Here is a 26,100-nt window from a genome sequence, read left to right as displayed (position 1 = left end):
TCATAAAAGAAAACTAAAAACCACCCATTTCGTATCAGAATTTTTCTCTTTGAAATAGTATGGTTATCCTGACCTCTTCGGTGGGCAGTCCCGGTGCTTCCGGCACCGAACTTTTCCCGATATCCATTCAAATTCCCCTTGTTGTGAATTGGGATTTTGTGGTCAACCTCCCCAACTGCAACTGAACCGAGACCTGCCGTGCCCAAAGCCTATCTCATCCTTTTGCTGGCGGTTTTCGCCGAAACAATTGGCACAACGGCGCTGCAGGCCAGCCAGCAGTTCAGCCGGTTTTGGCCCTCAGTTTTGGTTATCGTGGGTTACGGGGTTGCCTTTTACCTGCTGGGCCTCACCCTAAAATATATGCCGGTCGGCATCGTCTATGCTATTTGGTCCGGCTTGGGGATCGTGCTGATCGCCATCATTGGCTTCATTGTTTTTGGTCAGCGCCTGGACTGGGCTGCGGTGGTCGGTTTGGCGATGATATTGGCCGGAATCCTGATCATTCACCTGTTTTCCAGCACAGCGGGCCACTGACGACCGGTTAGGGCTGGCCTATTCAGTCAATCCGCGTTATGCGCGCGGCAACTTCCCGTTCAAAGGCTGACCTCTCATGGACCTGCGCAATATCGCAATCATCGCTCACGTGGACCACGGTAAAACGACCCTGGTGGATGAGCTGCTCAAACAATCCGGTGCGTTCCGGGAAAACCAGGCGGTGGCCGAACGCGCCATGGACAGCAACGATCTGGAGCGCGAACGCGGCATCACCATCCTTGCCAAAGCGACCTCGGTCGAATGGAAGGGCACGCGGGTCAACATCGTTGACACCCCCGGCCACGCCGATTTCGGTGGCGAGGTTGAGCGGATCCTCAGCATGGTTGACGGTGTTGTCCTGCTGGTAGACGCCGCCGAAGGCCCGATGCCGCAGACCAAATTCGTGACATCCAAGGCGTTGGCGCTAGGCTTGCGTCCCATCGTGGTGCTGAACAAGGTCGACAAACCCGACGCTGAACCAGACCGCGCACTTGATGAATGCTTTGACCTGTTCGCCAACCTCGGCGCTGACGATGACCAGCTGGACTTTCCGTCCATGTATGCCTCGGGCCGTTCTGGCTGGGCGGATATGGAGCTGGACGGGCCACGCAAGGACCTGACCGCCCTGTTCGATCTGATCGTCGATCACGTCCCTGCCCCAAAGCAGGTCGAAAACAAAGATGAGCCCTTCCGCATGCTCGCCACGACACTGGGCAGCGATCCGTTCATCGGTCGCATTCTGACCGGTCGTGTGGAAAGCGGCACTTTGAAAGCCGGCGACAACCTCAAGGCGCTGAGCCGTGATGGCACGCTGATCGAAAACTTCCGCGCGTCGAAAATCCTGGCGTTCCGCGGGCTGGCCCAACAGCCCATCGACGTGGCCGAAGCCGGTGACATCGTCACCATCGCAGGCATGAGCAAGGCAACCGTGGCCGACTCGCTGGTTTCGCCGCAGGTTGACGAAGCCCTGCCCGCGCAACCCATCGATCCGCCAACCATCACCGTGACCTTCGGCATCAACGACTCACCCCTGGCCGGTCGGGACGGCAAGAAAGTTCAGTCGCGTGTTATCCGCGACCGCCTGATGAAAGAGGCCGAGTCGAACGTTGCCATCCGCATCAGCGACACACCTGGCGGCGATGCCTTTGAGGTTGCTGGCCGTGGCGAGCTGCAAATGGGCGTTCTGATCGAGAATATGCGCCGTGAAGGGTTCGAACTCAGCATCTCGCGTCCGCAGGTTCTGTTCCGCGAAGAAGACGGTCAGCGCATGGAGCCCATCGAAGAAGTCACCATTGACGTCGACGACGAATATTCAGGCTCGGTGATCGAAAAGATCACCGGCGCGCGTAAAGGCGAACTGGCCGAAATGCGCCCGGCCGGCGCGGGCAAGACCCGTATTATTGCACATGTACCGTCGCGCGGGTTGATCGGATACCATGGTGAATTCCTGACCGACACACGCGGCACCGGTGTTCTGAACCGTGTGTTCCACGGCTGGGCGGCCCACAAAGGCCCGATCCCGGGTCGTCGCGCGGGGGTGCTGATCTCAATGGAAAACGGACAGGCCGTGGCTTATGCGCTGTGGAACCTGGAAGAGCGCGGCCGGATGTTCGTTGCCCCGCAAACCGACGTGTATCAGGGCATGGTCATCGGCGAACACTCACGCGATAACGACCTTGAGGTGAACCCGCTCAAAGGCAAGAAACTGACCAACGTGCGCGCCAGCGGTTCCGATGACGCCGTTCGCCTGACACCCCATATCCAGTATTCTCTGGAAGAGGCGATTGCCTATATCGATGATGACGAACTGGTTGAGGTCACTCCAAACGCCATTCGGTTGCGCAAGCGTTACCTTGACCCGCACGAACGGAAACGGATGGCAAGATCGGCCTGATCCGGTCTGTGATATTGTTTACATAATCTAAACAATGTGACGTTCGTGGTAAAATTACTTCTAGAATTACCATCTAAATCAAAGGAAAGCCCGTCTTGCTGACGGGCTTTTTCTTTTGTTTTTCATACTGTTTCACCAATAGGTTGCAAATCTACTGTGGTTTATCGCTGTTACTCGACCATCAAATGAGGCAATATACGGATGTATTTTTGTCCAAACTGTGGCACAATTACTTTGTTAATAGGTGTTGGTAATGAGTTTAAAGGAGTAGCGCTATGCGCGTAAGATCCCGTTTATATTCGTTTGTATTTTTATCCGCGACATTTCCACTGATGGCAACAAGCGCGGCTCATGCGGCTGAAGTTTGCAAAGTCAAAACAGCCCGGCAATCTGTATCCACCGAAACGCTTTGTAGTTGCAAAGTCGTCGACAAGCGGATGCTGCGCTACATTCAGCGCCGCGCCGACTTTGAGGATATCTTGGCCCGCACATCGCAAGCCTGTCCTCTGTTCGCAGCGATTTTGACTGATATCCCGACGGCAACCGTTGCAAGAAACCGCACCAGCGACGGCGATGACAGAAGCTCTTCAAGTGGTAACAACGGTTCGTCCGAAAGCAACGGCGGTGCCGGAGTATCCGGAACAAGTGGTGAATCCGGCAATGGTGGTGATGGCGGCAGCGGCAATGGCGGCGGAAACGGCGGCGGAGGCAATGGCGGCGGCAACGGTGGTAGCAACGACGGTGGCAACGGTGGCGGTAATTCCGACAGCGGTGACGGCAACGGCGACAGCAATGGCGGCGAAAACTCCGGCAGCGGTGATGGCAATGGCGGTAGCAACGGCGGCGGTAACTCCGGCAGCGGCGACGGCAACGGCGGCAGTAATGGCGGCGGAAACTCCAGCAGCGGTGATGGTAACGGCGGCAGCAATGGTGGTGGTAACTCCGACAGCGGCAGCGGTAATGGCGGCAGCAATGACGGTGGAAACTCCAATAGCGGCGACGGCAATGGCGGCGGCAATGGCAACGGCAACGATGGCGGCGGCAGCGATGGCAGCGGCGGCGGTGCCGGTGGTGGCGGCGCCGACGGCAGCGGTGGCGGCGACGGCGGTGGCAGCGATGGCAGCGGCGGCGGTGCAGGCGGCGGTGGCAGCGACGGCAGCGGCGGTGGTGCCGGTGGCGGCGGCGCCGATGGAAGCGGCGGCACTCTCTGACGTGATCAACCGCAAAGCAGCCTGAAAATTTGGGCTATGCCTTGAAAAACGCCGAAAACGTCTCGACGTTCGGTCTGACAAACAAAGGGGCGACTATCGTGTCGCCCCTTTTGCCATGCATAACCTGATAGATCAGCCGATATTTTTAACTTCTTCCGTACACACCAACCCAATGGCTGGGTTTCGCCGGATCCTGCATCCGAAGGAACAAGTACCGCGTGGCCGACCAGGGTTTGATCCGGTTGGTCAAATTGTCCAGCACCAAATCCCCCTGGGCGGAGCGATAGACAAGAACTGCATGTGCATTTCGGCGCGTATCCAACACTGTCGCGATCAGCAATTTGTTAGGATCAACGCCCGCCCTGATCAGATCTCTTTTCTTCAAAAGAGCAAAATCCTCGCAATCCCCGCCGCGCGTTGTCGGCAAAGCCCACCGCTCGGTGGTGCGGTATTGCGTCTGATCCGTAACCGCGCGCGTCGTTGCGTTGACCTGACGGTTGATCCGCTCAATGATCTGCATTTCCTGCTGGGACGACATGCGTACCGACGTCTTGCTTGAACACGCCCACGCGTACTGACGGCACAACTGATGCGCACCGGAAGGCGGAGGGGACGCCGCAAGAGTTCGGATGAAGCTGCCTTCGCTCGCATCCGCCTGTGACGCGAAAACCGCAGCCCCGTAAACCAAAGCAGCAATCCCCACTGCCCGACCTGAATATGTCTTCAACCGCCCGAGAGCAGCCTTGAGTCCGATATCTTCCGATTTCATGCCTGTACCTCGATCCCTGTCCACGCAACGATTGACGACAAACAGGACCGTATTCGATTAGAAACACCTAATGGGAAACGGTAGCGCTTGTACAATCTGAGGCGAACGTGAAGGGGAAAAAAGGCGGAAATTCGTCACTCAATATGACCATTTCGCGCAGGAAATGAGAAAAAAGCGCCACAATCCAGGCGGGAAAATACCCAATAGCTCTCGTTCCAATAAAATAAGATACTGGAATCACGAAGATTCCGGACGGGTGGAAATTTGCCACAATACGGTTCACTTCACTTGTGAACAGTTCGGCTGAATTTCGCCCATCAATGGATCTGATTGGCAGGAAACCTGCCGATCAGACTTGGCTTATTCTTATTCGGTGATTTCTACGACCACCAGTTCACGCTCACTTGCGCCGCGCGCGTGGTCCAGGGCCTGCTGGTATTCCGGTGAATTATAGCACTCGACCGCGGCCTCGACGGACGGAAACTTGGCGACCACATTGCGCGGACGCTCTTTCCCTTCCAGTTGGACGTAACGTGCAGCGCGGGCAATAAACGCCCCGCCGTGCTTGGCAATCGCAGGCCCAGCGAGCTCCGCGTATTTCGCATATGCGTCCGCATCCGTCACGGTGACGTGGGCAATCCAGAGTGCAGCCATCTTATCTTATCCTCCCAAAACCTGTTCTGCGGCTTTGATCGCCGCATCTGCGTTCGACGCGTCCTTGCCACCGCCCTGCGCCATGTCAGGGCGTCCACCGCCGCCTTTACCGCCCAGTTCTGCGACAGCTGCACGAACTAGATCAACGGCCGAGACTTTGTCGGTCAGATCGGCCGTCACACCGGCGGCCACAGCAGCCTTACCGCCCGCATCCGCGATCAGCAAAACGGCACCGGACCCCAAACGGCTTTTGTGTTCATCAATCAACGCCGGCAAGTCCTTGCCCGATACGCCGTTCAGCGCCTGCGCAAGGAAGGCAACGCCGTTCACATCACGCGCTTCGCCGCCACCCTGCCCGGCTCCGCCGGCCATGGCCAGATCGCGGCGCAGCTGCGCCACTTCGTTTTGCAGCGATTTGCGTTCATCCAACAGTGCTTTGACGCGGCCGACAACGTCATCCGGCTGCGCCTTGAGTTCCGATGCGATCTGACCCAGACGCTGATCCTGCTGAGACAGATGCCGCAGCGCCTCGTCACCGGTCAGCGCCTCGATCCGGCGCACTCCCGCACTACTGGCGCTATCGCCCAGAACCACAAAAGTACCGATGTCACCAGTCTGGCGAACATGCGTACCGCCACACAGCTCAATCGACCAGGTCCCGCCATCCTGACCCTTGCCGGTCGGAGCTTTGCCCATGGACACAACACGGACCTCGTCGCCGTATTTCTCGCCAAACAGCGCCTGTGCGCCCAGTTCGCGGGCATCATCGGGGGTCATGATCCGCGTTTCGACAGTGGAGTTCTGACGGATGAAATCATTCACATCGCGTTCGACCTTTTTAATCTCATCCGCGCTCAGCGCCTTGGAATGGCTGAAGTCAAACCGCAACCGGTCAGCCGCGTTTAGCGAGCCGCGCTGTGCAACATGATCGCCCAGCGTTTCACGCAGCGCCTCGTGCAGCAGGTGCGTGGCCGAGTGGTTTGCGCGAATTGCCGTGCGCCGCGCATGGTCGACCTCAAGCTCGACCGCGTCACCTTTGGACAAAGCGCCCTGATCAACGGTCACTTTGTGGGCATAGATTTTGCCATCAGCGAATTTTCTGGTGTCTTCGACCCGCGCCAAGTCATCGCGTTCTTCAAGACGACGGATTTCGCCAGTATCACCGATCTGACCGCCAGCTTCGCCATAAAACGGCGTCTGGTTGACAATCACCCAACCGGATCCGCCCTTTTCAATTGTGTCAACCAATGCACCATCGACCACCAAAGCGGCAATCTGCCCTTCGGCCTTTTCCGTGTCATAGCCCAGAAAATCCGTAGCCCCGGCAGTATCCAGCACATCAAACCACACTGCCTGATCCGCAGCCTCACCCGAACCGGCCCATGCCGCTCGGGCCTTGGCTTTTTGTTCGGCCATGGCCGCGTCGAACCCGTCCGTGTCCACAGAACGACCCTTTTCGCGCAGGGCATCCTGCGTCAGGTCCAGCGGAAACCCATACGTGTCGTACAATTTGAATGCCGCATCACCCGGAAGTGCCGCGCCCTCGGGCAGGCCCGACACTTCATCATCCAGGAGTTTCAGACCACGATCAAGGGTTTGCTTGAACCGCGTTTCTTCCAACAGGAGCGTCTCTTCGATCAATGGCTGCGCCTGTCCCAACTCAGTGTATTGCGCGCCCATCAGCTGCACCAGACCAGGCACCAGCTGATACATAACCGGATCTTTCGCCCCCAGAAGATGCGCATGACGCATAGCACGACGCATGATCCGGCGCAGCACATAGCCACGCCCGTCATTGGACGGCATCACGCCATCAGCGATCAGGAAGGAAGTCGCGCGCAGGTGGTCCGCAATTACCCGGTGGTGCACATTCTGGTCGCCATAGGGGTCAACCCCGGTGGCATGAGCAGACGCTTCGATCAATGTCTTGAACAGGTCGGTGTCATAGTTGTCATGGCTGCCCTGCAGCAGCGCGCCAATCCGTTCCAGCCCCATGCCAGTATCGATCGACTGCATATCCAATTCGACCATTGAGCCATCTTCGAACTGCTCGTTCTGCATGAAAACGATGTTCCAGATTTCGATGAACCGGTCGCCGTCTTCGTCAGGCGATCCCGGAGGGCCACCCCAGATGTGATCGCCATGGTCGTAGAAAATCTCGGTACACGGTCCACACGGACCAGTCGGGCCCATCTGCCAGAAGTTATCGCTGGTGGCGATGCGGATAATCCGGTCCTCGGGCACGCCGACCTTTTTCCAGATCTCGAACGCCTCGTCATCTGTATGATACACCGTTGCCAACAGACGGTTCTTGTTGATGCCGAATTCCTTGGTGATCAACTCCCACGCAAACGGAATCGCCTCGTGTTTGAAGTAATTGCCGAACGAAAAATTGCCCAGCATTTCAAAGAATGTGTGGTGACGCGCGGTATAGCCAACGTTATCGAGGTCATTATGCTTACCGCCTGCGCGCACGCATTTCTGCGCCGTCGTGGCGCGCTGATAATCACGGGTTTCAACGCCGGTGAACAGGTTCTTGAACTGCACCATGCCAGAGTTCACGAACATCAATGTCGGGTCATTGCGCGGAACCAGCGGGCTGGACGCGACAATTTCATGCCCCTGTTTGGCAAAATAATTCAGAAAGGTTGAGCGGATTTCGTTCAGCGTGGGCATATGGCTCTCTCGGCGCGCAATCTCAGTGTTCTGAAATGGTTTATCCCCGTCCCCAAGGATAGTCCACAAAGATAAATCGGCCTTGTTTTTTAAGGGCTAGAAAACCCCTAACCAAGTGCAGCACACACCAATTGAACGGGATCACCATATATAGAACGAGTTAAGGCGGCCACGCGGACCGCCTTATTTCGAGTATTCTCAATTCATGCAAAACCGGGGGGCTTTTGCGGCTCCCAATTGGGTTGTTATGCCTCGAGGATGTCGTCTTCCTCGGCAGAACCGGGTGGCATGTCGAACTCAAGACCATGCGCGGCGCGAATCTTGTCTTCGATATCCAGCGCAATGCGGCTGTTGTCGCGCAGGTATTGTTTGGCATTCTCACGCCCCTGCCCGATCCGTTCGTCGCCATAGCTGAACCACGAGCCCGATTTTTCAACCACGCCAGCCTTGACACCCAGATCCAGCAGCTCACCCATCTTGCTGATGCCTTCGCCATACATGATGTCGAATTCCACCTGCTTGAAGGGCGGCGCCACCTTGTTCTTGACGACCTTGACGCGCGTCTGGTTGCCAACAACCTCATCCCGGTCCTTGATCGCGCCAATCCGGCGAATATCCAAACGAACCGAGCTGTAGAATTTCAGCGCGTTACCACCGGTCGTGGTTTCGGGGCTGCCGAACATAACGCCGATTTTCATCCGAATCTGGTTGATAAAGATCACCATGCAATTCGAGCGGCTGATCGAGCCTGTCAGTTTACGCATTGCCTGGCTCATCAATCGGGCCTGCACGCCAACACTGCTGTCGCCCATGTCGCCTTCGAGCTCCGATTTCGGCGTCAAAGCCGCAACTGAGTCGACGACAACCATATTCACAGCGCCCGAACGCACCAGCGTATCGGTGATCTCAAGCGCTTGTTCACCGGTGTCGGGCTGCGAGATCAGCAATTCATCAAGATCGACGCCAAGCTTGCGGGCATATTGCGGGTCCAACGCGTGTTCGGCATCCACGAATGCGCACACACCACCACGTTTTTGCTGTTCTGCAATGCAATGCAGCGTCAGCGTGGTCTTACCCGAGCTTTCCGGGCCATAAATCTCAACAATCCGGCCCATCGGCAGACCACCAATACCCAGCGCGATATCCAGACCCAAAGACCCGGTCGAGCTTGCATCGATGTCCTGCTTGGCATCCTCGCCCAGCTTCATGATCGAGCCTTTGCCGAACTGCCGTTCAATTTGTGCCAGCGCGCTATCAAGCGCCTTTTGCTTGTCTGCGTTTTTCTTGTCGCTCATTGTCAGAAGATCCGCCATTGTCCTGTCGCCTTCTCTTTTGTCACACCCATGATCGGGCGGCAATCGCTGCTTTGTTCGCCTCTTGTTCCTTATGGGACCAAAAAGAGAACATTTCAACTAAAACTTACAATACTTACTGTTCGGCAATTGTGTTAAAGAGTCGTTTACGCCAATCTGCGACCACCAAATTTAGCGGCGAAGGGCGAATAAATGCTTGTTTTCTATAAGGAACGCCTTGCGTTTCTGGCAGTCCCAAAAACAGGCAGCACAGCCTATCACACTGCTCTGAGCGCGCGGGCCGACTTTGTCGTCACGGGCCCGCCCGAATTGAAACATGCGCCTGTTCGCCGTTATGACAGGTTTTTTCAAAACATTTTTCGCAAAATGTATGACACCGAAATGGAAATCATGGCCGTCGTGCGCGAACCTATCGACTGGCTCGGCAGTTGGTACAAATACCGCAGCCGGGACGACCGCATCGGGCATCCGCATTCAACCCGCGATCTGAGCTTTGATGATTTTGTGCAAGGTTACATGAAAAACCCCCGCCCGGAATTCGCAGATATCGGCAGCCAGAGCCAGTTTTTCCGCACCCGAAACAACGGTTTCGGTGCCACGCATGTTTTTAAGTACGAAAATCAGGACAAGATTATGAACTTTCTGCAGGACCGGTTGAACATGAAAATCACCCTGCAGCGCGAGAATGTCTCACCAAAGCGCGACCTATTCTTGTCGCCGGAAACGGAAAAGAAGTTCCGCAAACGCCACGCAGACGAGTTTTCCTGCCACGACGCGGCGCTTTAGTCAGTTCAGTTGATTAAACACAGCTTCGGTCAACTGCGTCAAAGAGAACGGCTTGGGCAAAAAGGTGGAATTCGCAATCTCGGGGCCTGAATCACCAAAGGCGCCTTCGGTATAGCCAGACATAAAGATCACCCGCACATTCGGTCGGGTCTCCATCGCTTTGCGCACCCATGTTGGCCCGTCCATGCCGGGCATGACCACGTCTGTCACGAAGGCATCCACATGCACCGACCCGTCCTTCAGCAGGTGCAGCGCCTCTTCGGCGGATCCGGCTTCGAGCACGGTGTATCCCTTCAATCGCAATGCACGTGTGGCAAAGGCCCGAACCGGGGCCTCATCCTCGACCAGCAGAACTACGCCTTCACCCTGTCGGGACGTTGGGTTTTCCGGAAGGATGGCGATATCCTGGTCGATTTTCTGCGGTGCGGTTGAAACCGGCAGATACACGGTAAATTCGGTTCCCTTGCCCTGAATGCTATCGACAAAGATGAACCCTCCGGTCTGTTTGACGATGCCGTAGACCGTCGACAATCCAAGACCGGTCCCCTCACCGGTACGCTTGGTCGTATAGAACGGCTCGAACACTTTTTGCAGCTTGTCCGCTGGGATACCGGTGCCACTATCGACCACTTTTACAGTGACGTATTCCCCGGGTTGAACCGTTGCACGATCCCGCCGGAACGGTTCGGTCAGAGACATAACCTCGGTCTCGATACGCACCTCGCCACCTTCGGGCATCGCGTCCCGTGCGTTCACGACCAGATTCATAAACACCTGCTCGAGCTGTCTTTTGTCTGCGCGCACAGGCTTCAGCACGGGATCATGGCTTAACGTCAGGCGTACCTTTTCGCCCACCAAGCGGTTCAAAAGATGGATCAGGTCGGAAATTGTGTCGCGCAGGTCCAGAACCTCGGGCTGCAGGGTCTGCTTGCGCGAGAAGGCCAGAAGTTGACTGACCAACGCTGCGGCCCGGTTGGCGTTCTGGTTGATCTGAACCAAATCACCGTAGTTTGGATCATTCTGATCGTGCCGCAGCAGCAATAGATCGCAATGCCCTGAAATCGCAGTCAGAAGGTTGTTAAAATCATGCGCCACGCCGCCCGCCAATTGCCCGACAGCCTGCATCTTCTGCCCCTGCACGAACTGAGCTTCCAGCGTTTTCAGCTCGGTCGCATCATTCAGGACAGCGATCAGACAAATCTGTCCCTTGCACGTCACTCGGTTCAGCGTGACCTGCACAAAAACCTCTTTATCCTCGCGTGACAGGCGCAGAAATTCCGATCGGGGAGCGGCATTCTCTTCGGTTGCAGTACGGGTCAACCAATCCAGGATGGGATAGCCAAGCCCGTGCATGATTTCAGCCACGTTTGACTTGCCCGGCTGGATCTCTCCGATCAGCTTGATCGCCATCCGGTTCGCATCCAGAATTTCCCCTTCGGGGGACAAACACATCACCGGCACGGGCAGTTCAGCGAATGGGGCATCGCCACCGGATGGGCCCGCAGATTTCATCGGCAACAAAAGCAGATCACGCACCGTGCCCGAGCGGGACAGCTCGGACATAGTCACAGGCACCTGCCCGTCCAAGGTTTCAGCAAGCGAGATTTCACCCGGTTGCGGGATATCATTGGGAAATATCTTGCCCATAACGTCGGGCCTATGACCCAGCAAGGCCTCTGCCATTCCGTTCACACGCAGAATTGCCCCGTTGCGACCCTCTGTCAGCACCGGAACAGGGGCGACATCCCATTGCCCGCCTTCATCCAGATGAAACCGCCAGCAGAACACATCCTGACCGACGCTGAACACCGAGATCGGGATTGTCGAGCCAACGGTCACGATATCTTCGCGGGCGCGTTCGTGGATTTCCGCGATGGATTGCAAGCGCAGCAGGATCGCTGCGGGATTAGCGAACCTGGATTTCAGGCAATGCTGCAATCGAACACCCGGAAAAGCAATTATCTGCGCCCTTGCCCGTGTGTTCGCGCTCAGAATATCGCCATTTGCGTTGGCGATCACTGTCGGACACAAGTCCTGTTCGGTGAAGACGGCCATCACTTCTGCCGATTTGCGTGCCGTCCGTTCGGCCGTGAACCCCCGAAAAACAACCAGAAGACCGGCGGACAACAACGACACACCAGCAACAACAAGACCCGTATTCCAGGCGGTCGGCAAAACTTCTGTCAACGGTGTTAAACTCAGCAATGCGCCCAAAACAACGAGTGGCACAAGGCGCGTGAAGGCCGGTGTTTTTCTTGAGGTCGGCTCAGAAAAGATCTCAGCAGTGTCGGACATTAACAACTCAGGTCAAAAGGCTTTGTCACACTCAGCCCGAATTTGGTTAACGCCCCCTTAAGGATAGCGGAAACTTCTACCTAAGGTTGTTATTCAATGACGCACTATCGCGTCAAGTGCAACGTAAAGAACCCGTCTGCTCCGTGTGTCACAAGCCACGACTTTCGCAGCGTTTCGGTCCAATCAGGATTCAGTTTCAGAAATCCGTCGACAATATCGCCGTTTTCATCATCCAACATGGAACAGGTCGCATAGGCCAGAATTCCACCGGGTCCAACCAGTTGAGCGGCGGAATTCAAGATGTCGGACTGTAGTGCATTCAGCGCGTGCAACCCCTCTTCGGTCAGTGCCCATTTACCTGCCGGGGCACGCCGCCACGAGCCGCTGCCCGAGCATGGCGCGTCCGTCAGGACAATATCGAACGGAGCCTGACGGGCTACATCTTCTGGCTGCAGGCAGGTAACACGCACACCGGCCCGTTTGGCCCGCATCGGCAGATCACGCATGCGCCCTGCGTTCACATCATGCGCAAAGACCTCGACACCCGAATGGGCCGCCAGAGCCAGCGACTTGCCGCCACCGCCTGCGCAGTAATCCAGAACACGCAGACCTGGCTGGAGATCGAGCGCTGCAACGACGGCTTGGCTGGCTGCGTCCTGCAATTCGACCAGACCTTCGGAATAGGCGCGGCTTTGGGCAACTTTTCGGGCCCCTTCAGTGACCTCTAGGGCGGTTTCACACGCCGAATGGTCTTTCGCGCAAATTCCGTCAGCACTCAAAGCAGCAGCCGCACCAGCACGATCGGTTTTGGCAAGGTTAGCCCGCAAATGAACAGGTGCACGGGTTTGCAATACCTGTGCCGCCGCCTCTGCTTGATCACCAAGCGAGGTCTGAAAACGCGGCCAGAGCCATTCGGGGATGTCGCACCGCTCGGCGTCCGAGCCGAAAGCGCGCGGCGCATCGGCGGCGGTTAACGGCTCTGGCGTATATCGTTCGCCTGTAAACAGCGTCTCTGGATCACCGCCGTTTGACCGGATCGAACCAATCATCAAACCGCGCCCGGTTTCTGCCCCGCCCAAGGCCGAGAAGGACCGTTTGCAACGCAGCGCTTCAAACACGTGATCGCGCACGGCGGCACGGTCTTTCGAGCCCGCAAACCGGCTGCGGCGCGCCCATCCTGTCAAAGCCTTTTCAACCGGTGCCCCTGCGAGGATATCATCAAGGATTTCAATCGAAGCCTGAACGCGCGCTGCTGGGGTCATAAGATATTTCCGATTTCTCTGCTAAGCCCAAAAAACGCAAAACGGCGCCCGCGTCGGGGCGCCGTGCTGCAAACTCTGTTGCGTCACATTACCCGATAGTTCGGGCTTTCACGCGTGATCTGGACGTCATGCACATGGCTTTCTTTCAGGCCAGCGCCGGTGATTTTGACGAAGTTACAGTTCTTGCGCATTTCTTCGACCGTTGCACAGCCGGTATAACCCATCGCCGCGCGCAGGCCGCCGACCAGCTGGTGAACTACTGCACTGGCCGATCCCTTGTAGGGCACCTGCCCTTCGATCCCTTCGGGAACCAGCTTGTCGCTGGCCGCGTCTTTCTGGAAATAGCGATCCGCCGACCCGCGTGCCATGGCGCCAAGGCTGCCCATACCACGATAGGATTTGAAAGAACGGCCCTGGTACAGGATCACCTCACCCGGGCTTTCATCCGTTCCCGCGATCATCGAGCCAACCATTGCACAGGACGCGCCTGCGGCAATGGCCTTGGCGAAATCGCCTGAGAATTTGATGCCACCATCAGCGATGACCGGAACATCTCCGGCCGCCGTCGCGCAGTCCATGATCGCTGTCAGTTGGGGTACGCCGACGCCTGCAACCATCCGGGTTGTGCAGATGGAGCCCGGCCCGATGCCAACTTTGATTGCATCCGCCCCGGCATCGATCAGCGCCTTGGTGGCCTCGCTCGTCGCTACATTGCCCGCAATGATCTGGACCTCGTTCGAAAGCGTCTTGACCCGCCGCACCGCGTCCAGAACGCCTTGCGAATGCCCATGAGCGGTGTCGACCACGATGATATCAACGCCCGAATCCACCAACTGCTCGGACCGTTCGAAACCAGAATCACCAACAGAAGTCGCCGCAGCGACCCGCAGGCGTCCCAGCCGGTCCTTACAGGCGGTCGGGTTCAGCACGGCTTGCTCGGTATCTTTCAGGGTCAGCAGGCCTGTCAGCTTGCCTTCGCCATCGACCACCAGCAGTTTTTCGATCCGGCGCGCTTTCATGAGGCTTTTTGCCTCTTCCAGATCTGCGGGCTCTTGCAGCATAGCCAGATTGCCTGATGTCATCATCACGTGAACCGGCGTCTCGTCCGAGGTCGCAAAGCGCATGTCGCGATTGGTCAGGATACCCACGACGCGACCGCTTTCATCGACGACCGGAAAGCCGGTAAAGTTATAGCGCTGCACCAGCGCCTTTGCGTCCGCCAGCGTTTGGTTCACGCTCAGCGTGACCGGGTTGTATACGATACCCGACTCAAATCGCTTCACGCGACGAATCTCTCGGGCTTGCTCTTCGACCGTCAGGTTCTTGTGAACAACGCCGATACCGCCTGCCTGCGCCATTGCGATGGCCATGCGCGCCTCGGTCACCGTGTCCATGGCCGAGCTGAGCAGCGGGATGTTCATCGTAATTTCACGCGTCACACGCGTGGCTGTATCCGCCGTCGCCGGCAGCACCGACGAGGACGCCGGAACCAATAAAACATCGTCAAAGGTAAGTGCCTCACGAATCTGCATCTGTTAACCCCATGCAAAAGCCCGTTTGGCGGTGACCCTATTACATGGATTTAACCTAAGGAAAAGCCCCTGACCTAAACTAGTTTCCCTTCGCTGGCCGATACCGCGACAAAAAACGACGCAACACGTGCAAAACGTGCCGCTGAATGGCCTTTCCCTTTGCGCACAAACCCATATCTTGCCGGGCATACGCGCGAATACAAAAGGCAGGCCAAAAAATGACCACCGACCCCCTTGTCGTCTTTACGCCCTCGGGCAAACGCGGGCATTTCCCCGTGGGCACTCCGGTTCTGACCGCTGCACGGCAGTTGGGTGTGGATCTGGATTCGGTCTGTGGCGGCCGTGGGATTTGTTCGAAATGTCAGATCACGCCCAGCTATGGCGAGTTTCCTAAACACGGCGTAACCGTATCCGAGGACGCGCTAAGTGAATGGAACGCGGTCGAACAGCGTTACGATGACAAACGCGGCTTGAAATCGGGCCGTCGTCTGGGCTGTCAGGCGACAGTTCAGGGCGACATCGTGATCGATGTCCCACCCGAAAGCCAGGTCCACCGTCAGGTTGTTCGCAAGGCCGCCACCGCGCGGGCTATTACGATGGACCCGGCAACCCGGCTGTATTTCGTAGTGGTGGAAGAGCCCGACATGCACTCGCCAACAGGCGATTTGGAACGGCTGGAGCGCGCGCTGCGCGAGCAGTGGAACATTGACGCCATCACCGCCGATCTTTCGCTGATGTCCAAGCTGCAGCCCGTCCTGCGCAAGGGCAAATGGGAAGTCACTGTCGCCCTCCACAAGGGCCACAAGGATGAAATGGCGCGCGTGGTCGAAATCTGGCCCGGTTTGCATGAACATGGGCTTTATGGTCTGGCCATCGACCTCGGCTCGACCACAATCGCGGCGCACCTGACCGATCTGGAGACCGGCGAGGTCAAAGCGTCCTCGGGCCTGATGAACCCGCAGATCCGCTTTGGCGAAGACCTTATGAGCCGCGTTTCATACTCGATGATGAACCCCGGCGGTGATCAGGAGATGACCAGGGCCGTACGAGAGGCAATAAACGATTTGACCACCTCAATTTCTGAGGAAGCCGGGATTAGTTCCGAGCTGATCGTGGAAACGGTGTTCGTCTGTAACCCAGTGATGCACCACCTGCTGCTGGGTCTGGACCCGGTTGAGTTGGGTCAGGCTCCCTTTGCTTTGGCAACCTCGGAAAGCATGTCCCTGCCCGCGCGAAAAATGGACCTGACAAATATGAACCCGCGCGCACAGGTCTATATCCTGCCCTGTATTGCGGGCCACGTTGGTGCCGACTGCGCCGCGGTGGCACTGTCAGAGGAACCGGGAAAATCCGAAGACCTTGTGCTGATCGTCGACGTGGGCACCAATGCTGAAATCCTACTGGGCAATACCAGCCGAGTCTTGGCGTGTTCCTCACCTACCGGCCCGGCATTCGAAGGCGCGCAGATCAGTTCCGGCCAGCGTGCCGCGCCCGGGGCGATTGAGCGCATCGAAATCGACCCTGTCACCAAGGAACCGCGCTTTCGCGTGATCGGGTCCGAAAAATGGTCCGACGAGGAAGGCTTTGATCAAGAGATTGCCACAAGCGGCATTACCGGCATCTGTGGCTCGGGCATTATCGAAGCGGTCGCCGAAATGCGCGTCGCCGGATTGCTGGACGAAAGCGGCTTGATCGGGTCTGCAGACCAGACCGGCACGCCTCGTTGTGTACCCGAAGGTCGCACCCACGCCTATCTGATCCACGACGGCAGCGCCGAGGGCGGTCCGCGCATCACGGTTACGCAGGGCGATATCCGCGCCATCCAGCTGGCCAAATCCGCGCTCTATGCCGGTGCGCGCCTGTTGATGGATGAAATGAACGTCGACACTGTGGATCGCGTTGTGCTGGCCGGGGCGTTCGGCGCGCATATCTCGACCAAGCACGCGATGGTTCTGGGTATGATCCCCGATGCGCCCTTGAACAAAGTCTCAAGTGCAGGCAACGCGGCTGGCACCGGCGCGCGGATTGCCTTGTGCAACATTGGTGCCCGGTCCGAGATTGAGCGTGTCGTGCGTGAGATCACCAAGGTCGAAACGGCCATCGAGCCGAAATTTCAGGACCATTTCGTCGCCGCAAATGCCATCCCGCACAAGACGGACCCGTTCCCGGAATTGGCGCAGGTGGTCACTCTGCCCTCGCCTTCTTTCAATGCCGGTGGTGGAGAAGAAGGCTCTGGTCGCAGACGGCGCAGGCGGTCATAGTCACCCCTGACATAAGGGAGGCGACATGCAGATCGCAAACGAGGAACAGGCGGAATATTGGGGGAAATCCCCGTCTGGAGCCAAATGGCTGACCTATGAGGACCAGTTGGATCAGCTGATGGCCCCGGTCCTTGATCTGGTGCTGGAACGTGCCGGGTTAAAACCCGGCATGCGTGTTCTGGATATCGGCTGTGGTACGGGTGCAAGCGCGATCGCCGCCGCAAATGCCGTGGGGCCAGAAGGCCACGTTCTGGCTGCAGATGTCTCGCAGCCATTTCTGGACCGCGCATCGGCACGGGCATCCGATGCCGGATCGCAAAACATCACCTTCCAGTTCGCCGACGCCCAGACCTACGCCTTTGAAGCAGCGGACCGAGACACCATGATCTCGCGATTTGGGGTCATGTTTTTTGAGGATACGGTTGCCGCCTTTACCAACATGACCCGCGCGCTAAAGCCCGGCGGCACGATGACCTTTGCCGCCTGGGGGCCATTGCCCGGAAACCCATGGTTCAGAATGCCCCATATCGCGGCCACGGAACGGCTGGGCACGCCGCCCAAGGTCGACCGGAATGCACCGGGCCCCTTGTCGTTTCATGATCGTGAGCGTGTTACCGGGTTGCTGGAAAAGGCAGGTCTAAGCAATGTTCGCGCGGATTCTGTTAACCTGATGTTGCACTTTCAAGGCTCATTGCTGGATTGCGCTGCCCTGTGCACCCGCGTTGGCCCCGCCGCCCGTGTTATTACCCATTTCGACGGTAAACCCGAAGACGTGACTGCGATCCAACACGCCGTCGCCGAAGCGCTTCACCCCTTTGCCAAAAATGGTGCGGTGCACATCCCGGCTGAAATCAACCTATTTCAGGCGCGTCGCCCGGAGTAACTGACCACAGACGCACCCATGCCCAAAGCGCTGATTTCTAAGCTTTTCCGATGACAAACTGAGTTCTGGAGCGGGTAGCGGGAATCGAACCCGCGCGTTCAGCTTGGGAAGCTGACAGGCTACCATTACATCATACCCGCCGCGTTTTTCACCGATATCACCAGAGGCTTATCGACTTCAAGAACCCATCATCGGAAAAGCGGCACCGCCTTGTTCCGTCCTGACACACCCCAACCTTCGAACAGGACAACGCACCTGGTTCCGTGAAATAGAAATATCTTCTGCCTCAACGCCAGTTGCGCTTGCAGATCGACCAACTCCTCGAAATATTCTTTTTTCCCGAACGCTTGCTTAAGTCAGCGTCTGCCTGTGTTGGGCGACGATGTTGGCTCATCTTCGTACGTGACGGCTATCGCGATATCGCCACTAACACAGCGATCTTGTCAGGTTCCGGCGGCGATCAGCATCAATACGAAAAAAGGCCGGACACTTGGTCCGGCCTTTGTTCACTGGAACAGCGATTGGGTCAGGCGCGACGACGACGCCCGCCACCGCGACGGCCTCCAACAGCGCCCGCTGCGCCGGCCTCTTCCGGGGATTTGTTGAACCGGATCCACTCACCACCGTGCGGGTCATTATTGGTCAGCAGGTTGGCGGCGCGGATGGCTTCCATTTCCTTACCGGCGCGCGGTTTGGTCGAACCCAGACCGAACAGCTGACAGAAAGTTTCGTCATCCATGTCCGCAGGCAGAATGATCCCTTTGGCTTCGACCTCAGCTTTCTTCTCGGCCAGCTTTTTGGGACCCACAGGCAGCGCCACCGGGTTCATGATTGCCGACGTCATGCCTGCGCCCATTGCCATCGGGAGGAACGCATTGTTGATCCCGTGGCGGTTTGGCAGACCAAAGGACACGTTCGACGCACCACAAGTCGTGTTTACGCCCAGTTCTTCGCGCAGGCGACGGACCAGCGCAAAAACCTGCTGACCCGCGGTTGCCATCGCGCCGATGGGCATCACCAGCGGGTCAACAACGATGTCATGCGCAGGGATACCGAAATCGGCGGCCCGCTCAACAATCTTCTTGGCCACTTCGAAGCGCACATCGGGATCTTCGGAAATACCGGTGTCATCGTTCGAGATCGCAACAACCGGCACGTTGTATTTTTTGACCAGCGGCAGAACCAGTTCCAGACGATCTTCTTCACCGGTGACCGAGTTCAGCAACGGGCGGCCCTCGGCAGCTTCAAGACCAGCTTCCAAAGCGCCGGGAACGGACGAGTCGACACATAGCGGTACGTCAACCAGACCCTGCACCAGCTCGACGATCTTGCGCATCAGTGGCGGTTCGGTCTCGTTCGGGTTGGGGTTCGAATTGTAGACAACGCCTGCGTTGATATCCAGAACGGTTGCGCCAGCGGCAACCTGCGCCAACGCGTCTTTCTCGACGGTCGAGAAATCGCCGGCTTCCAACTCGGCCGCCAGTTTCTTACGGCCCGTCGGATTGATCCGCTCACCGATCACGCAGAACGGTTCGTCAAAGCCCAGAACGGCAGTTTTTGTTTTTGATTCTACGACTGTACGCGTCATGTCCGTTCCTTAGGAGTTTACAGGCTTTGCCGAAGCGCCGCCGTTATTGATGGCCCAGTTGGCGTTGGTCTTGATTCCGCCAAGCGGGAAGAAATGTACGTTGGTGATGTTGAAATCCGGGTTGGCCGCTTTGTGGTTGGCCAATTCGGTAATCACATCGGTCGGCTCATAAGGCAGCAGCAGCTTGGACACATCCATCGCACGCTTTTGCAGGACCTTCAGCGACGGGCCAACGCCGCAGGCGATGGCGAACTTGATCAGCGTCTGCAGCTTGGCCGGACCGGCGATACCGATATGGACTGGAATATCGATACCAGCTTGTTTCAGACTGTCGGCCCATTCGATGATCGGTTTGGCTTCAAACGCAAACTGTGTTGCCAGCGCCATTTCGGCATCCGTGGTCTCGCTGAATTTCTGCTTCCAGCGCAGCGCGTCGTCGACATTCTTGGTCGAGCCGTCGGGGTCGATATCCTTGTTGCCTTCAGGGTGACCCGCGACGTGCAGACGCTTGAAGCCCGCCTTGTCGAACAAACCACTTTCCAGCAACTGCATCGAGCTGTCGAAATCGCCGTGCGGGTTGGTAACACCACCGGCCAGCAGCAATGCCTGATCAACGCCCGCTTCGCCCTGATACATAGAAATCCAGTTTTCCAGCGTGGCGGCATCCTTGATGATCCGCGCAGGGAAGTGCGGCATCACCGGATAACCTTCGTCAGCGATCCGCTTGGCGGTCTTGACCATATCCTCGATCGGAGTGCCTTCGATATGGGCGATGTAAACGCGCGTGCCTTCGGGCAGCAACGCGCGGAAATCTTCGACCTTTTCGGCGGTGCGCGGCATCACCTCGATCGAATAGCCTTGCAAAAAGGCTTCGACGGTCGGGTTTACAGGGCCGTTTTCGACCGCATCACGTTTCTTGAAGTTCAGCAAAGCCATTGCGGCCTCCCATAGATGTCTCGGGCTCATGCCCAACCGTCATTGGCGATCAGGGCTTTGATGCGGTCCTGATCGTATTCCGTTTCCAAACGCGTGGCTTCGGCCTCGGCAATCTCGGACGGGTCGCCGTCGACTGCAAAGGGGGCCGCCTTGCGCCATTCGGCCAGATAGGCATCGCTATCCTTGGCGTTCACCTTCATGGCCGCGCGGTCGATGGCTTGTTCGAACCGTTCCTCTAATTGCCGCTTTGCGCCACGACGGCCTTTGCCGACGATGACTTGGGCGGGAATGTCGCGCCAGTAAACAATGGTGACGTCAGGCATTGCGTTTGATTCCTCCTAACCAGATGGACCGGTTCTAAACGTCTATGTGGGGGCAAGTCGGTCGATTTTCGACACACGGCGCATTTCCAGCGACGTTTTTGCCCACGATGGGATACCGGGGTTGTAACGAAGACTGAACCAAACGCGCATATCAAAATTCTCATCACTTTAATGAGCGTCTTGCACGACGCAGGCCCGCGACCTATGGTCGGGGTAACTCGAAAATCGGAGGGCGTTCAAGATGGCGCCCAAGCGTCCCAAAGGTGCGGGCGCGTTCCCGAAGGCGGTCGAAAGCCCCGCGCCGGCAAGACCCGATCCAGATGCGTTGTATGCGGCGCTGGATTTGGGGACAAATAGTTGCCGCATGTTGATAGCCCAGCCCAAGGGCAGCGGCTTCCATGTGGTCGACAGCTTCTCCAAATCCGTGCAATTGGGCGCAGGTTTGGAACGGACCGGACGTTTGTCTCGGTCTTCGATGGCTCGCACCATTCAGGCACTGCGCATCTGTCAGCAAAAGCTGAAACGCAACAAGGTCAGGCGCATGCGTCTGGTCGCGACTGAGGCATGCAGGCGTGCCAAAAACTCACGCGAATTTATCCGGCAGGTAAAACGCGAAACCGGACTGACGCTTGAGATCATCCAGCCCGAGGAAGAGGCACGCCTGGCCGTGATCTCCTGTGCACCGCTGGTATCCACCAAGACCGAGCAGTTGCTGGTCGTGGATATCGGCGGTGGGTCGACCGAACTGGTGTGGATCGACATCTCATCCGTACCGCGCCGGGACCGTCCGGCCGCGATCATGCGGCTGCACCATGGGTTTCACACGACTGACAGCCCCTTCCCTGCGGCAAAAGTCGTCGACTGGATCAGCGTACCCCTGGGTGTTGCAACCCTGCGCGACCAGTTTAACGACGTCGAAGATGACTCCGCTCGCTTTGCTCTGATGAGTTGGTTTTTCGAAGAAAACCTCGCCGATTTCGCGCCTTACAAGGACGAGCAAGCCCGCCTTGGGTTCCAGATCGTCGGCACCAGTGGCACGGTTACAACCGTTGCGGCCTCGCACCTTGGGCTCAAGCGCTACGACCGGACCAAGGTCGATGGTTTGCGCATGACCAGCGATCAGATTGACAAAGTCATACGAGGGTATCTAGAACTCGGCCCTCAGGGTCGCCGACGTGATCCCCGGATTGGGGATGACCGGCAGGCGCTGATCATGTCCGGCTCGGCCATTTTGCAGGCGCTGTTAAGATGCTGGCCTACCGACCGCCTTTCCGTGGCGGACCGGGGGCTGCGCGAAGGCTTGCTCTATGCGCAGATGAGCGCGGACGGCGTACTGGAAGACGGACCGTTCTGATGGCGAAGACACCAAGTGGCAAAAACAACTCGGGGCGCGGGCAGCGTGACCTGAAAGTCAAGGTAAAGACTGCACGCGGGCGTAAGCTCAGCTCGACCCGTTGGCTCGAGCGGCAGCTGAACGACCCCTATGTGAAACGTGCGCAGGTCGAAGGGTACCGTGGGCGCGCAGCGTTTAAGATATTGGAGCTGGACGAAAAGTACCGGTTCCTCGTGCCGGGTGCACGTGTCGTCGACTTGGGCTGTGCGCCGGGTGGATGGTTGCAAGTCGCGGTCAAACGAGTGAACGCGCTGGGCGAACGTTCCGGCAAACGGATCGGCACAGTTCTGGGTGTCGACCTGCAAGAGGTCGAACCGGTCGCAGGTGCCGAGGCACATGTGCTGGACTTCATGGAAGACGATGCCGACGACAAGGTCAAAGAGTGGCTGGGCGGCAAGGCTGACGTGGTAATGTCCGACATGGCCGCGTCGGCATCTGGGCACAAGCAAACCGACCACATGCGCATCATGGCTCTGTGCGAAACGGCGGCCTATTTCGCCTTTGACGTTCTGGAAGAGGGCGGCACGTTCGTTGCCAAGGTTCTGGCCGGTGGCGCCGAGGGCGATCTGCAGAAGCTGCTGAAGCAGAAATTCGACAAGGTTGCGAATGTAAAACCACCCGCGTCGCGTTCGGACAGTTCCGAGAAGTTCGTGGTCGCAACCGGGTTCCGCGGCTGACTCAATCGTCCAGAGAAATCCGATCCTCGGTCAGCACCTGTTCGCGCAGTGAAGCGGCGGCAATGCCTTGTAGCAACAACGCTTCGCCGTGATTGATGTATTCCGGTGGTCGGGCCCGCAATTCCTCGATCCGTTGCGACAAAGCCAGTGGCTTTTTCAGCTTGGACGTGTAGATCGGTTTTAGAAACATGTGTCACCTTTAAGCTGGGGCAATTCTTGCCTCAGCTTGATCGGTAACTATGAAATTTGCCGGGAAAATGACGGAAACCGGGCCAAGCCGTGCCGTTTCAGCGGCCCAGTTGTTGTTTCAACTGCAAAAGGTTCGGGTCCTCGGGGAGGATCTCTAACCCCTGCTCCAGAACATCACGTGCGGCCTGAGGTCCACGATTGATCTGCGCCAGTTGCACCAGCATTGGCCAGGCTTCGGCGCGTTGCGGGTCCAGCGCAACGACCTCTTGAAACGCCCGCTCGGCAGCTGGAGCATTGCGGAACGTCAGGGCCATACCGCCAAGCACGAGATGCGTTTCAGGAAAATCCAGTCGGTTGGAAATCGCCGACTGCCACTCGGACATGCCCTGCCCCGACAATTGCTGTTGTTCCGCAGTCAGAGCCTGCGGCGGAATGTTCAGAAACTCTTTTGCCGCCGAAATGCGGACGTTTCGCAACGGGTCGGACAGCAGCGGCTCAAGCCGTTGGATTTGATCGGGCAAGCTGGCCTGACGCTGCAGCGGTGCTGCATTTGCACGAACCAAAGCGTCTTCGTCCACCAATAACTCTGCCGTTCTGGCCGCCACGTCGGCAGATCCATAAGGTTGCAGCAGATAGGCGGCCGTGGCCCGCACGATGCCGGGTTGATTAGGGTCGGTTGCGATGTCCAGTAGCTCGTCTGGCCCATCCGCACGACCAAGCGTTGCTGCCTGAAAGGCCGATCCAAAATGCGGCTCTCGATGCGCGCTGTCAGGGAACCAGCCTTCGATCTGCTGGGCGGCCCATGTCTGGTCCTGATCGGAATGGCAATCCGTACAGGCATCCTGTCCCAGCCCCAAATCGGGACGCGGCACCCGAAAGCTGTGATCGCGCCTGCCGTCGACACCCATATAGACACGCTCGATCATATGGCAGGACTTGCACTGCGCACCCTCGCTATTCTCTGGGTGATTGTGATGTTCCGGTGCGTCGTACTCTTTCGCAGCCAGAGTTGGAAACTTGGGATTCGCGGCAGGCGAGTGACACTGCGTACACACCCCGTTTCCATCTGCCCTCAGACTCGCGCTATGCGGCTCGTGACAATCCATGCAACCCACGCCGCGGTCATACATCTTGGATTGCAGGAACGAGCCGTACACATAGACTTCATCCAAAATCTGACCGTCCGGGTGGTACAACCCCGGACGCAGGACCGCCAGATTGTAGGCGTCATGATAGGGCGTTCCGGGCAGCGGGTTGCCATCTCCATGCGCCTCACGACGGGAATGACACCCGGCGCATTGCTGAATCTCGGCCTCGGTCTGGCCTTTACCCCAACCCATCAGAAACCCGGTTTCGCCCAGACCCTGCGGCAGGCTTTGCCCCCCGACCCAATCGATATGCGCAGAACCCGGGCCATGGCAGCTTTCGCACCCTACCCCGATCTCGGCCTGTACCGAGTCGTATGTTCTGGTTTCAGCGTTGTACTGCTTCTCAAAACCGGTCGCGTGACATTCCGCACACCGCGCGTTCCAGTTCTTGTAGGGTCCGGTCCAGTGCAGCCCGTCATCAGGGGGTAACTCCTGATCTGGATAGAGGTGAAACCACTGCTTGTTTTCGGTATCCCAAACAACATCAAAGCTCTGTAACCGGCCGGGTTCTGTTTCGAACAAGTATTGCTGCAACGGCTCAATGCCGACGACGGAATGTACGCCGTATTCGGTGCTCACCCCGTCTTTTTCCGTGACTTTTGCGCTCAGCGCGCCTTCGGTGTCAGTGAATTCCACTGACATTCCGTCATGGTCGAACCGCGTTCCGTCAAAATCGGCGACGACCGCACCGTCTTTAACCTCAGTCCAGGCCAGCGCGTGGTGGGATTTGGACCACGCCGCCGCCTCGTCCTTGTGGCATTCGGCACATTGATCCGACCCGACATAGGCCGGAGACTGGCCAAAGGCGGCCACAGGCACAAACAGCCCGACACACAACGCCAGAAATTTCACTGAGAACCCCGATCCAGATTGTCTTCCAGATCCATCAAAGCGCCGTTGTATTCGGCGCCAAGGATCAGAATGGCCGCGCACAGGTACAAAAAGATCAGCGCCGCCATGACGCCAGCCAATCCTGCATACGTGGCGCTGTAGCTGGCGAATTGCGCGATGTAGATCGAGAACCCCCACCCGCCGGCCGCCCACAAGGCCAACGTCAGAACAACGCCAGGCAGAATTTGCATCAGCTTGTGCCGCCGCGTCGGCAGGATCAGATGCGCCAACAGGACAGTGCCAGCCGGAACTGCAACCGTGAAGGTCCAGCGCAACCTGTCCACCGACAACCAGTCTGACACGTTCACATCAGTCTTCTCGCTTACCAATTGGGTGTAGGCAGGCAAAACAACTTCCACCGCAGCAATGCCAAGAATGGCAACACCACCAACGATCACCAGCCCCAGGCACAGCAACCGGGTTTTCCAGAACGGCCAAACGTCGCTGTCGTGATAAGCTTGGTTCATGGCCGCCCGCACCGCCATCACACCGTTCGACGCGAAGAAGATCGCCAATAGACCACCCAGCGTTATGACGCCCGAGCCGGATTCCTGCAGGACGGCCCGCAATTCAGCCACGATTGGCCCCGCGACGTCTTTGGGCCACGCCCCGAACACAAGCTCGATCAGTTCATCTGTGACATAGCCCTGGGACAACGACCCCGCCAAAGCCACTGTGAACAACACAAATGGAAACAAGGCCATCATCAGAGACATGGCGACGTGGCTGCTCATCACGAACCCGTTTTTGTTGTTGAACCGCACTACGGCCAGCCACAGGGCTTGAACCGGTCTACCAACGAAAGGAATCACACGTGCGCTCATGCGCACAGCCTAACCCGCCTCTGCTTTGCTCTGAAATGGCAAATCCCTTCAGAACGTAAAT

Annotated in this window: 21 protein-coding genes and 1 tRNA gene; 8 read left to right on the top strand and 14 right to left on the bottom strand. The window is 57.6% G+C overall.

Annotated features, from left to right (window positions below; translation table 11 throughout):
• The first annotated feature begins 198 nt into the window (after window positions 1-198).
• From AC2FLA_RS09550 to AC2FLA_RS09540, 3 genes are all read left to right on the top strand, one after another.
• Window positions 199-534: a DMT family transporter gene (locus tag AC2FLA_RS09550; RefSeq protein WP_496721792.1), complete on the top strand. Its 336-nt coding sequence runs from the start codon at window positions 199-201 to the stop codon at window positions 532-534.
• 76 nt (window positions 535-610) lie between these two features.
• Window positions 611-2,428, top strand: a complete 1,818-nt coding sequence (typA, locus tag AC2FLA_RS09545) for a translational GTPase TypA (protein WP_282151244.1) — start codon at window positions 611-613, stop codon at window positions 2,426-2,428.
• Window positions 2,429-2,760: 332 nt separating this feature from the next.
• Window positions 2,761-3,639 (top strand): hypothetical protein, encoded by an 879-nt coding sequence (locus AC2FLA_RS09540; protein WP_496721791.1) that lies wholly within the window; start codon window positions 2,761-2,763, stop codon window positions 3,637-3,639.
• Between the two features lie 145 nt (window positions 3,640-3,784).
• Here the strand turns inward: AC2FLA_RS09540 and AC2FLA_RS09535 are convergent, their stop codons facing one another.
• The 4 genes from AC2FLA_RS09535 to recA form a co-directional block, all read right to left on the bottom strand.
• Window positions 3,785-4,408 (bottom strand): transglutaminase-like cysteine peptidase, encoded by a 624-nt coding sequence (locus tag AC2FLA_RS09535; RefSeq protein ID WP_496721790.1) that lies wholly within the window; start codon window positions 4,406-4,408, stop codon window positions 3,785-3,787.
• Window positions 4,409-4,774: 366 nt separating this feature from the next.
• Complete coding sequence (locus AC2FLA_RS09530; RefSeq protein WP_472723800.1) at window positions 4,775-5,062, bottom strand: DUF1330 domain-containing protein; 288 nt, start codon at window positions 5,060-5,062, stop codon at window positions 4,775-4,777.
• Between the two features lie 6 nt (window positions 5,063-5,068).
• Window positions 5,069-7,738: an alanine--tRNA ligase gene (gene alaS / locus AC2FLA_RS09525; RefSeq protein ID WP_496721789.1), complete on the bottom strand. Its 2,670-nt coding sequence runs from the start codon at window positions 7,736-7,738 to the stop codon at window positions 5,069-5,071.
• A 245-nt stretch (window positions 7,739-7,983) separates the two neighbouring features.
• Window positions 7,984-9,051 (bottom strand): recombinase RecA, encoded by a 1,068-nt coding sequence (gene recA / locus AC2FLA_RS09520; protein WP_108858591.1) that lies wholly within the window; start codon window positions 9,049-9,051, stop codon window positions 7,984-7,986.
• A gap of 192 nt (window positions 9,052-9,243) precedes the next feature.
• On the opposite strand from recA, the gene AC2FLA_RS09515 reads away from it, so the two are divergent.
• Window positions 9,244-9,837 carry a sulfotransferase family 2 domain-containing protein gene (locus AC2FLA_RS09515; protein ID WP_496721788.1) on the top strand — a complete coding sequence of 198 codons (594 nt, stop codon included), beginning with the start codon at window positions 9,244-9,246 and terminating at the stop codon, window positions 9,835-9,837.
• On the opposite strand, the gene AC2FLA_RS09510 is transcribed toward AC2FLA_RS09515, so the two are convergent.
• From AC2FLA_RS09510 to guaB, 3 genes are all read right to left on the bottom strand, one after another.
• Window positions 9,838-12,132, bottom strand: coding sequence for an ATP-binding protein (locus AC2FLA_RS09510; protein ID WP_496721787.1), 2,295 nt, complete (start codon window positions 12,130-12,132; stop codon window positions 9,838-9,840).
• A gap of 104 nt (window positions 12,133-12,236) precedes the next feature.
• The gene (locus AC2FLA_RS09505) at window positions 12,237-13,394 is read right to left on the bottom strand and encodes an RsmB/NOP family class I SAM-dependent RNA methyltransferase (protein ID WP_496721786.1); all 1,158 of its coding nucleotides are present in this window, start codon (window positions 13,392-13,394) and stop codon (window positions 12,237-12,239) included.
• An 83-nt stretch (window positions 13,395-13,477) separates the two neighbouring features.
• Window positions 13,478-14,926 (bottom strand): IMP dehydrogenase, encoded by a 1,449-nt coding sequence (gene guaB / locus AC2FLA_RS09500; RefSeq protein ID WP_496721785.1) that lies wholly within the window; start codon window positions 14,924-14,926, stop codon window positions 13,478-13,480.
• A gap of 218 nt (window positions 14,927-15,144) precedes the next feature.
• Between guaB and AC2FLA_RS09495 the strand changes: the two genes are divergently transcribed.
• Both AC2FLA_RS09495 and AC2FLA_RS09490 read left to right on the top strand, forming a co-directional pair.
• Window positions 15,145-17,187 carry an ASKHA domain-containing protein gene (locus AC2FLA_RS09495; protein ID WP_496721784.1) on the top strand — a complete coding sequence of 681 codons (2,043 nt, stop codon included), beginning with the start codon at window positions 15,145-15,147 and terminating at the stop codon, window positions 17,185-17,187.
• A gap of 25 nt (window positions 17,188-17,212) precedes the next feature.
• Window positions 17,213-18,070, top strand: a complete 858-nt coding sequence (locus AC2FLA_RS09490) for a class I SAM-dependent methyltransferase (protein WP_496721783.1) — start codon at window positions 17,213-17,215, stop codon at window positions 18,068-18,070.
• A 66-nt stretch (window positions 18,071-18,136) separates the two neighbouring features.
• Here AC2FLA_RS09490 and AC2FLA_RS09485 read toward each other — a convergent pair.
• The 4 genes from AC2FLA_RS09485 to AC2FLA_RS09470 all read right to left on the bottom strand — a co-directional run bounded on the left by AC2FLA_RS09485 (window position 18,137) and on the right by AC2FLA_RS09470 (window position 20,917).
• Window positions 18,137-18,210, bottom strand: a tRNA-Gly gene (locus tag AC2FLA_RS09485).
• A 386-nt stretch (window positions 18,211-18,596) separates the two neighbouring features.
• A complete protein-coding gene (locus AC2FLA_RS09480; protein WP_058277989.1) occupies window positions 18,597-19,658 on the bottom strand; it encodes a methyltetrahydrofolate cobalamin methyltransferase in 1,062 nt (353 codons plus the stop codon).
• A 9-nt stretch (window positions 19,659-19,667) separates the two neighbouring features.
• A complete protein-coding gene (locus tag AC2FLA_RS09475) occupies window positions 19,668-20,594 on the bottom strand; it encodes a methylenetetrahydrofolate reductase (protein ID WP_496721782.1) in 927 nt (308 codons plus the stop codon).
• 26 nt (window positions 20,595-20,620) lie between these two features.
• Entirely contained in the window at window positions 20,621-20,917 is a 297-nt protein-coding gene (locus tag AC2FLA_RS09470) for a virulence factor (protein WP_058271696.1), read from the bottom strand.
• A 241-nt stretch (window positions 20,918-21,158) separates the two neighbouring features.
• Here AC2FLA_RS09470 and AC2FLA_RS09465 point away from each other — a divergent pair, with 241 nt between their 5' ends.
• The gene (locus AC2FLA_RS09465; protein WP_108858582.1) at window positions 21,159-22,271 is read left to right on the top strand and encodes a Ppx/GppA phosphatase family protein; all 1,113 of its coding nucleotides are present in this window, start codon (window positions 21,159-21,161) and stop codon (window positions 22,269-22,271) included.
• On the top strand, window positions 22,271-22,987 hold the full coding sequence (locus AC2FLA_RS09460) for an RlmE family RNA methyltransferase (RefSeq protein WP_113790239.1): 717 nt from the start codon (window positions 22,271-22,273) through the stop codon (window positions 22,985-22,987). Before AC2FLA_RS09465 ends, AC2FLA_RS09460 begins: the two co-directional genes overlap by 1 nt.
• A gap of 1 nt (window position 22,988) precedes the next feature.
• Here AC2FLA_RS09460 and AC2FLA_RS09455 read toward each other — a convergent pair whose 3' ends face one another.
• The 3 genes from AC2FLA_RS09455 to AC2FLA_RS09445 form a co-directional block, all read right to left on the bottom strand.
• A complete protein-coding gene (locus tag AC2FLA_RS09455; RefSeq protein WP_496721781.1) occupies window positions 22,989-23,177 on the bottom strand; it encodes a hypothetical protein in 189 nt (62 codons plus the stop codon).
• Between the two features lie 97 nt (window positions 23,178-23,274).
• On the bottom strand, window positions 23,275-25,176 hold the full coding sequence (locus AC2FLA_RS09450) for a multiheme c-type cytochrome (RefSeq protein WP_496721780.1): 1,902 nt from the start codon (window positions 25,174-25,176) through the stop codon (window positions 23,275-23,277).
• Window positions 25,173-26,039, bottom strand: a complete 867-nt coding sequence (locus AC2FLA_RS09445; protein WP_496721779.1) for a YihY/virulence factor BrkB family protein — start codon at window positions 26,037-26,039, stop codon at window positions 25,173-25,175. The genes AC2FLA_RS09450 and AC2FLA_RS09445 overlap by 4 nt, the downstream gene beginning before the upstream one ends.
• Window positions 26,040-26,100 lie beyond the last annotated feature (61 nt).

It is taken from the genome of Ruegeria sp. CDSA033 (assembly GCF_059612305.1).
Note: the sequence above shows the minus strand (reverse complement) of the source record. Positions and strands in the feature narration are given on the sequence as shown.

Coding starts and splice junctions, on each gene's coding strand:
- typA (WP_282151244.1), top strand. CDS start 611: ATGGACCTGCGCAATATCGCAATCATCGCTCACGTGGACCACGGTAAA.
- AC2FLA_RS09540 (WP_496721791.1), top strand. CDS start 2,761: ATGGCAACAAGCGCGGCTCATGCGGCTGAAGTTTGCAAAGTCAAAACA.
- AC2FLA_RS09535 (WP_496721790.1), bottom strand. CDS start 4,408: ATGAAATCGGAAGATATCGGACTCAAGGCTGCTCTCGGGCGGTTGAAG.
- AC2FLA_RS09530 (WP_472723800.1), bottom strand. CDS start 5,062: ATGGCTGCACTCTGGATTGCCCACGTCACCGTGACGGATGCGGACGCA.
- alaS (WP_496721789.1), bottom strand. CDS start 7,738: ATGCCCACGCTGAACGAAATCCGCTCAACCTTTCTGAATTATTTTGCC.
- recA (WP_108858591.1), bottom strand. CDS start 9,051: ATGGCGGATCTTCTGACAATGAGCGACAAGAAAAACGCAGACAAGCAA.
- AC2FLA_RS09515 (WP_496721788.1), top strand. CDS start 9,244: ATGCTTGTTTTCTATAAGGAACGCCTTGCGTTTCTGGCAGTCCCAAAA.
- AC2FLA_RS09510 (WP_496721787.1), bottom strand. CDS start 12,132: ATGTCCGACACTGCTGAGATCTTTTCTGAGCCGACCTCAAGAAAAACA.
- AC2FLA_RS09505 (WP_496721786.1), bottom strand. CDS start 13,394: ATGACCCCAGCAGCGCGCGTTCAGGCTTCGATTGAAATCCTTGATGAT.
- guaB (WP_496721785.1), bottom strand. CDS start 14,926: ATGCAGATTCGTGAGGCACTTACCTTTGACGATGTTTTATTGGTTCCG.
- AC2FLA_RS09495 (WP_496721784.1), top strand. CDS start 15,145: ATGACCACCGACCCCCTTGTCGTCTTTACGCCCTCGGGCAAACGCGGG.
- AC2FLA_RS09490 (WP_496721783.1), top strand. CDS start 17,213: ATGCAGATCGCAAACGAGGAACAGGCGGAATATTGGGGGAAATCCCCG.
- AC2FLA_RS09480 (WP_058277989.1), bottom strand. CDS start 19,658: ATGACGCGTACAGTCGTAGAATCAAAAACAAAAACTGCCGTTCTGGGC.
- AC2FLA_RS09475 (WP_496721782.1), bottom strand. CDS start 20,594: ATGGCTTTGCTGAACTTCAAGAAACGTGATGCGGTCGAAAACGGCCCT.
- AC2FLA_RS09470 (WP_058271696.1), bottom strand. CDS start 20,917: ATGCCTGACGTCACCATTGTTTACTGGCGCGACATTCCCGCCCAAGTC.
- AC2FLA_RS09465 (WP_108858582.1), top strand. CDS start 21,159: ATGGCGCCCAAGCGTCCCAAAGGTGCGGGCGCGTTCCCGAAGGCGGTC.
- AC2FLA_RS09460 (WP_113790239.1), top strand. CDS start 22,271: ATGGCGAAGACACCAAGTGGCAAAAACAACTCGGGGCGCGGGCAGCGT.
- AC2FLA_RS09455 (WP_496721781.1), bottom strand. CDS start 23,177: ATGTTTCTAAAACCGATCTACACGTCCAAGCTGAAAAAGCCACTGGCT.
- AC2FLA_RS09445 (WP_496721779.1), bottom strand. CDS start 26,039: ATGAGCGCACGTGTGATTCCTTTCGTTGGTAGACCGGTTCAAGCCCTG.